Genomic DNA, 5,979 nt, shown 5'->3' with positions numbered 1-5,979 from the left:
CGGCCTCGTTCACGATGACGGTTTTCTTGACTGCGTCCAAATCAAGCACCAGATATTCCACATCTGCAGATTCGGCGGATTGAAACAATGCGGTATTGGCCTTGTAAAAAGCTTCTACATCGGCGTCCGACGGGTTGATTTTTAACGCGTAGTCGAGGGGGCTGAAGCGCAGCACTTGCACTTCGCGGCGCTCAAAAAACGCATTCAGCGCGATGTCTGCCGAGGCTTTTGGAGAAAACGCGGTGCCGGTGACCGCAGACTCCACTTGCATCGACGACAAGTCGCGACGCACACGCGCCTCAAAGCCTTCAGGAGTGAGGCCCTGGCTGCCGGCCAGTTGGCGGTAGCGGTCCATGTCGAGGCTGCCGTCGGGCTTGCGCAGGCTGGCGATGGTGGGGTTTTGCTGCAGCTCTCGAGCCAGGCGCGCGTTGCTGGTGGTCATGTGGGCGCTTTGCACCGCCTCTGCAATGACTTTGTCGCGCACCAGTCGCTCAAGGGTGCTGTAACGGGCTTCGGCCGAGTCCAGCAACTTGGGATCGAGGTTGGGTACGGAACTGCGCAAGCGGTCCACCTCGTTTTTGTGCGCGAAGTCCCACTCTTCCTGGGTGATTTTTGCGTTGCCCACGGTGGCGACGGTGGCACCACTATCCGCCATGGTCTTGTATCCGTCCATGCCCACAAGCACAAAGGCGGGGATGATTAGCAAGAACATGACGAACATCATGACCTTGGTGTGCTTGCGAACAAAATCAAACATGCGCTAACTCTCCTAATGAACAACAAAAAAGGCGAACATGGTGTTCGCCTTTGCTGGGTGGGGGTGGTGAGTGATGACGGGCTCGAACCGCCGACCTACGCCGTGTAAAGGCGCCGCTCTACCAACTGAGCTAATCACCCCCCGAAAACCGGAGATCAGTTCAGGGCATCTTTCAATGCTTTGCCTGGACGGAACTTTGGAACTTTGGCAGCTCTAATTTTAATCGCAGCGCCGGTGCGAGGATTACGACCGGTGCGCGCAGCGCGTTTACCCACCGCAAACGTACCAAAGCCCACCAGCGACACGGTGCCGCCTTTTTTTAATGTGGTCTTGACGGCGCCGATGGTGGACTCCAGCGCGCGCGTGGCTGCAGCCTTGGAGATGTCGGCGTGCTTAGCGATGTGCTCGATTAATTCGGTTTTATTCACAAGATCCCCTAGATAGCAAGCGGAGTTAGAGATTGTCTGGTTAGTTGACTAGATGTGCTATTTGAGCGCAAAGCATGTGAAATGCATCGGGGCTAGCAACATGGCGCGAGCGCTTTGTGAGCGGTGCGTAGGAAATTCTAGTTGTAAAAATAGGGCCATTCGGTTGCCGAGAAAAAAAGTTCGCGGCAGTGTTCAATCACTGGGCGCGAGCGCGGATCTCAGGAACCGCTTTTTGCAGGTAATAGACCATGGACCACACGGTCAATACGGCAGAAATCCAGATCAGCCACACGCCCCAGACTTTGGTGTCAATCACACCGAAAAGCTCGCCATTGAAAAGCAGGAATGGAATAGCCACCATCTGCGCCACCGTCTTGAGCTTGCCGATCATGTGCACCGCCACACTTTTGCTGGCACCAATCTGGGCCATCCACTCGCGCAGGGCGGAGATGGCGATTTCGCGGCCGATGATGATGAGCGCCACAAACACGTCGGCTCGCTGCAAATGCACCAGCACCAGCACGCAGGCACAGACCAGAAACTTGTCCGCCACAGGGTCCAAAAAAGCGCCGAAAGCGGATGTCTGGTTGAGCTTGCGGGCCAGGTAGCCGTCGAGCCAGTCCGTCAGGGCGAACACCACAAACATGACTGTGGCCACCAGGTTCTTTTCGGCATCACTGGCCATGCTCTCCGGCAGGTAGAACACGCCCACGATGAGGGGGATCGCGAAGATTCGCGTCCAGGTCATGATGGTAGGGATGGTGGTAAACATGCGCGGATTGTGGCACGGCTTAATGAAGTGCCTGGTAGATCTCCTCGGCCAATTCGCGCGATATGCCCTCCACGCTGGCAATGTCCTGGGCGCTGGCCTGTTCCACCCCACGCACCCCGCCAAAGCGCTGCAACAGCCGAGCGCGCCGCTTGGGGCCGATGCCCGGAATCTCTTCGAGCTTGCTGCCGCCGGTGCGCACCTTGGCGCGCGCGGCCCGCATGCCGGTGATCGCAAAGCGGTGTGCTTCATCGCGAATCTGCGCCACCAGCATGAGCGCCGCCGAGTCTGCGCCGAGGTAGACCTTTTCGCGGCCATCAGCAAACACCAACTCCTCCAGCCCGACTTTGCGGCCCTCGCCTTTTTCAACGCCAACAATCAACGACAGTTCCAGCCCCAGGCTCTCAAAAACCTCCCTGGCCATGGACACCTGTCCCTTGCCGCCGTCCACCAGCACCAGATGCGGCAGGCGCAGGCCCGCGTCAGGGGTGCTGCCGCTGTGCCGCGCTTCGCGCAGGGCTTCGGCCAGCTTGCTGTAGCGGCGCGTCAGCACCTGCCGCATGGCGGCGTAGTCGTCGCCGCCGGTAATGCCGTCAATATTGAAACGGCGGTATTCGGCGTTTTGCATCTTGTGATGCTGAAACACGACACATGAGGCCTGCGTGGCCTCACCGGCGGTATGCGAGATGTCGAAGCACTCAATGCGCAGGTCGTCCAGATCGTCCAGCGCCAGATCCAGCGCATCGGCCAGCGCGCGGGTACGGGCCTGCTGCGAGCCCTCCTCGGCCAAAAGGCGTGCGAGCTGCAAGGCAGCGTTTGTCTGGGCCATGTCCAACCAGGCGCGGCGCTGTTCGCGGGGTTGGTGCACTGCGGTCGCCTTGACGCCGGCCTGCTCCGACAGGGCTTGCAGCAGCCGCTTGCTAACCGGCTCGCTCACCACCAGCACCGAGGGCATGGGCACCTGTATGTAGTGCTGGGCGATAAAGGCTTCCAGCACCTGGACCTCCACCGGAACAGCGGCGGCATCCTCTTCTGCCGCGCCCATGACAGAAGCGTCCTCAACATGCACCGGAAAATAAGGCCGGTCGCCCAGATGCCGGCCCCCGCGAACCATGGCCAGGTTCACGCAGGCTTTGCCGCCTTGCACCTTGACGGCCAAAATGTCCACATCGCGGTCCGACACGTTGTCCACCGACTGCTGGTGCAGCACATTCGACAAGGCTGCCACCTGGTTGCGCAGTTCTGCGGCCTGTTCAAACTCCAGCTTCTCAGCGTGGGCCATCATGCGCGCCTCCAGCCCGCGCATCACGTCTTGCGCCTCGCCGCGCAGAAAGCGCTCGGCGTTGGCCACGTCTTGGGCATAGTCGGCTGGCTGAATGTGCCCCACACAGGGGCCGGAGCAGCGCTTGATCTGGTACAGCAGGCAGGGGCGCGTGCGGTTGGCAAAGATCGAGTCTTCGCAGGTGCGCAGCCGGAACACCTTTTGCATCAGCAAAATTGCCTCTTTCACCGCCCAGGCGCTGGGGTAGGGACCGAAGTAGCGGTGCTTTTTTTCGACTGCGCCGCGGTAATACGACACCCGCGCAAACTCCACGGGCTGCGGGGCGCGGGCCGGCACGGGGGCATCTGCGGGCGCCAGATTCTTGGGCACCGGCGGCGTTCCGGTCATCTTCAGGTAGGGGTAGCTCTTGTCGTCCCGGAACAGGATATTGTATTTCGGGTTCAGCGTCTTGATGAGGTTGTTTTCCAGCAGCAGCGCCTCGGCCTCGGACCGGACGACCGTGGTCTCCATGCGGACGATCTTGCTGACCATGTGGCCGATGCGGGTGCCGCCATGGTTTTTCTGGAAGTAGCTGCTGACGCGTTTTTTCAGGCTGATGGCCTTGCCGACGTACAGCACCTGCCCCTCGGCATCGAAATAGCGGTAAACGCCGGGCAGGGATGGCAGCGCAGCAACCTCGCGCAATAGCTCGTCAGAGTGGGTTTCGCTCATAGCGCCCTATTGTCGGCCAGCCGGCACAGGCTTGGCCCGTAAAGGGCTTGGGCACAATCCACGCAATGCCCCCCACAGAACCCCACTCGCCCGCACCGATCTCCGCGCCAGTCTCCGCGCCCGGCGATGCATCCAGCGCCGGACATGCCCGGGCCCGACCGGATGCGGGCATGGTGTGGGATGTTTTTTGCCGCGTGATCGACAACTTCGGCGACATCGGGGTGTGCTGGCGCCTGTGCGCCGATCTGGCCCGGCGCGGCCACAGCCTGCGGCTCTGGGTGGATGACAGCAGCCCCCTGGACTGGATGGCGCCGGGCGCACGGCAAGGGCAGTGGCCGGGGGTGCGCGTGCTGGACTGGCAACAGGCCGGCGAGCCCGCACTGCGCGCCTCGTTCCCGCCCGCAGACGTGTGGATAGAGGCCTTCGGATGTGAAATTGCTACAGAATTTATAGCTGAAAGCGCATATTCCGCGGGAAGAAATGCCCAAAATCCTCTGAAAAAGCCGGTCTGGATCAATCTTGAGTACCTGAGCGCAGAAGCCTATGTGGAGCGCTGCCATGGCCTGCCCTCGCCGGTGATGCAGGGGCCGGCCAAGGGGGCGGTGAAGCATTTTTACTACCCCGGCTTTAGCGCCGGCACGGGAGGTCTGCTGCGCGAGCCGGATCTGAGTGCCGAGCCGACGGAATGGACGGAGCCGGAGCGCAGGCGGTGGCTGCAAAACCACGGCGTGGCCTGGGGGGGCGAGCGGCTGGTCAGCCTGTTTTGCTACGAACCCGCGGCGCTGCAGCAGGCACTTACCGCCTGGGCCCGGGCGCCTGCCCCGACTTTGCTGCTGGTAACGCCGGGCCGCGCGGCGCGGGCGGTGGAGGCGGCGCTGTGCGATGCCGGGTTGCAGGGCTCGAGCGCCGGACAAGAGCCCATCGAAGCCGGCGCCAGTCGTGAGCGGGGTTCACTGCGGGTGCACTACCTGCCACCCCTGCCGCAGCCGGACTTTGATGCGCTGCTGCACTGCTGCGACCTCAACTTTGTGCGCGGTGAAGACTCTCTGGTGCGCGCGCTGTGGGCCGGCAAACCTTTTGTGTGGCACATCTACCCGCAAGACGACGGGGCACATGCAAGCAAACTCACCGCCTTTCTGGACGAGATGCAGGCCGATGCCACGGTGCGAGCGCTGCACGCCGCATGGAACGGGCTGCCCGCCGGTCGCCAATCACCGTCTGAGCAGTGGGACCAGCTTGCGCTAAAGGCGTGGCAAAGCCAGTGGCAAGTCCAGGTTCAAGCCTGGCGAACGCGCCTGTGGCGGCAGCCCGATCTGGCCACGGCGCTGATCGGCTTCGTCTCGAAAAGACGATAAAATCCACGGCTCAGCTGAATTTGGCGCCCGAAACAGGGGCCGACTTCATGCCCTTCGCCGCTGCAAGCGGCCTACAGTCGCCAAACGCGACATTCGACATCGCTATCCTATGAAAATCGCACAAGAAATCCGCGCCGGCAACGTGATCATGCACGGCAAAGACCCCATGGTCGTCTTGAAGACCGAATACAGCCGCGGCGGACGCAACTCGGCTACCGTGCGCATGAAGCTCAAGAGCCTGATTGCCAACTTCGGCACCGAAGTCGTGTTCAAGGCCGACGACAAAATGGACCAGATCATTCTGGAAAAGAAGGAGTGCACCTACTCCTACTTCGCCGACCCGCTCTATGTGTTCATGGACGTCGACTACAACCAGTACGAAGTTGAAGCCGAAAACATGGGCGACTCCCTCAACTACCTCGAAGACGGCATGACCACCGAAGTGGTGTTCTACGAAGGCAAGGCCATCTCGGTGGAATTGCCCACAACCATCGTGCGCGAAATCACCTGGACCGAGCCCGCTGTCAAGGGTGACACCTCCGGCAAGGTTCTGAAGCCCGCCAAGATTGCAACCGGCTTCGAAATCGGCGTGCCAATCTTCGTGGACCAGGGAGACAAGGTCGAAATCGACACCCGCACCGGCGAATACCGCAAGCGCGTCTAAGCGTCACGCACCC

6 protein-coding genes and 1 tRNA gene are annotated in these 5,979 nt (G+C 61.3%); 2 read left to right on the top strand and 5 right to left on the bottom strand.

Features of this window, described 5'->3' with window-relative positions; all coding sequences use genetic code 11:
* The 5 genes from Q0O05_RS10880 to uvrC form a co-directional block, all read right to left on the bottom strand.
* Positions 1-757, bottom strand: a 757-nt coding sequence (locus Q0O05_RS10880; protein WP_293662987.1) for a SurA N-terminal domain-containing protein, incomplete at its 3' end; no start/stop codon positions are given.
* A 64-nt stretch (positions 758-821) separates the two neighbouring features.
* Positions 822-897 (bottom strand) — tRNA-Val (locus Q0O05_RS10875).
* Positions 898-912: 15 nt separating this feature from the next.
* Complete coding sequence (locus tag Q0O05_RS10870) at positions 913-1,185, bottom strand: HU family DNA-binding protein (protein WP_293662985.1); 273 nt, start codon at positions 1,183-1,185, stop codon at positions 913-915.
* A 196-nt stretch (positions 1,186-1,381) separates the two neighbouring features.
* Positions 1,382-1,957, bottom strand: a complete 576-nt coding sequence (gene pgsA, locus Q0O05_RS10865) for a CDP-diacylglycerol--glycerol-3-phosphate 3-phosphatidyltransferase (RefSeq protein ID WP_293662983.1) — start codon at positions 1,955-1,957, stop codon at positions 1,382-1,384.
* Between the two features lie 19 nt (positions 1,958-1,976).
* The gene (gene uvrC, locus Q0O05_RS10860; RefSeq protein ID WP_293662981.1) at positions 1,977-3,947 is read right to left on the bottom strand and encodes an excinuclease ABC subunit UvrC; all 1,971 of its coding nucleotides are present in this window, start codon (positions 3,945-3,947) and stop codon (positions 1,977-1,979) included.
* 170 nt (positions 3,948-4,117) lie between these two features.
* Here uvrC and earP point away from each other — a divergent pair, with 170 nt between their 5' ends.
* Together earP and efp are read left to right on the top strand one after the other, a co-directional pair.
* Positions 4,118-5,302, top strand: a complete 1,185-nt coding sequence (gene earP / locus Q0O05_RS10855) for an elongation factor P maturation arginine rhamnosyltransferase EarP (RefSeq protein ID WP_293662989.1) — start codon at positions 4,118-4,120, stop codon at positions 5,300-5,302.
* 109 nt (positions 5,303-5,411) lie between these two features.
* On the top strand, positions 5,412-5,966 hold the full coding sequence (gene efp, locus Q0O05_RS10850) for an elongation factor P (RefSeq protein ID WP_293662979.1): 555 nt from the start codon (positions 5,412-5,414) through the stop codon (positions 5,964-5,966).
* Positions 5,967-5,979: the final 13 nt, after the last annotated feature.

Source organism: Rhodoferax sp. OV413, assembly GCF_945881795.1.
GTDB lineage: Bacteria > Pseudomonadota > Gammaproteobacteria > Burkholderiales > Burkholderiaceae_C > Allorhodoferax.
Note: the sequence above shows the minus strand (reverse complement) of the source record. Positions and strands in the feature narration are given on the sequence as shown.

Excerpts from the sequence above, each read along its gene's own strand:
- pgsA (WP_293662983.1), bottom strand. The coding sequence starts at position 1,957 with ATGTTTACCACCATCCCTACCATCATGACCTGGACGCGAATCTTCGCG.
- uvrC (WP_293662981.1), bottom strand. The coding sequence starts at position 3,947 with ATGAGCGAAACCCACTCTGACGAGCTATTGCGCGAGGTTGCTGCGCTG.
- earP (WP_293662989.1), top strand. The coding sequence starts at position 4,118 with ATGGTGTGGGATGTTTTTTGCCGCGTGATCGACAACTTCGGCGACATC.
- efp (WP_293662979.1), top strand. The coding sequence starts at position 5,412 with ATGAAAATCGCACAAGAAATCCGCGCCGGCAACGTGATCATGCACGGC.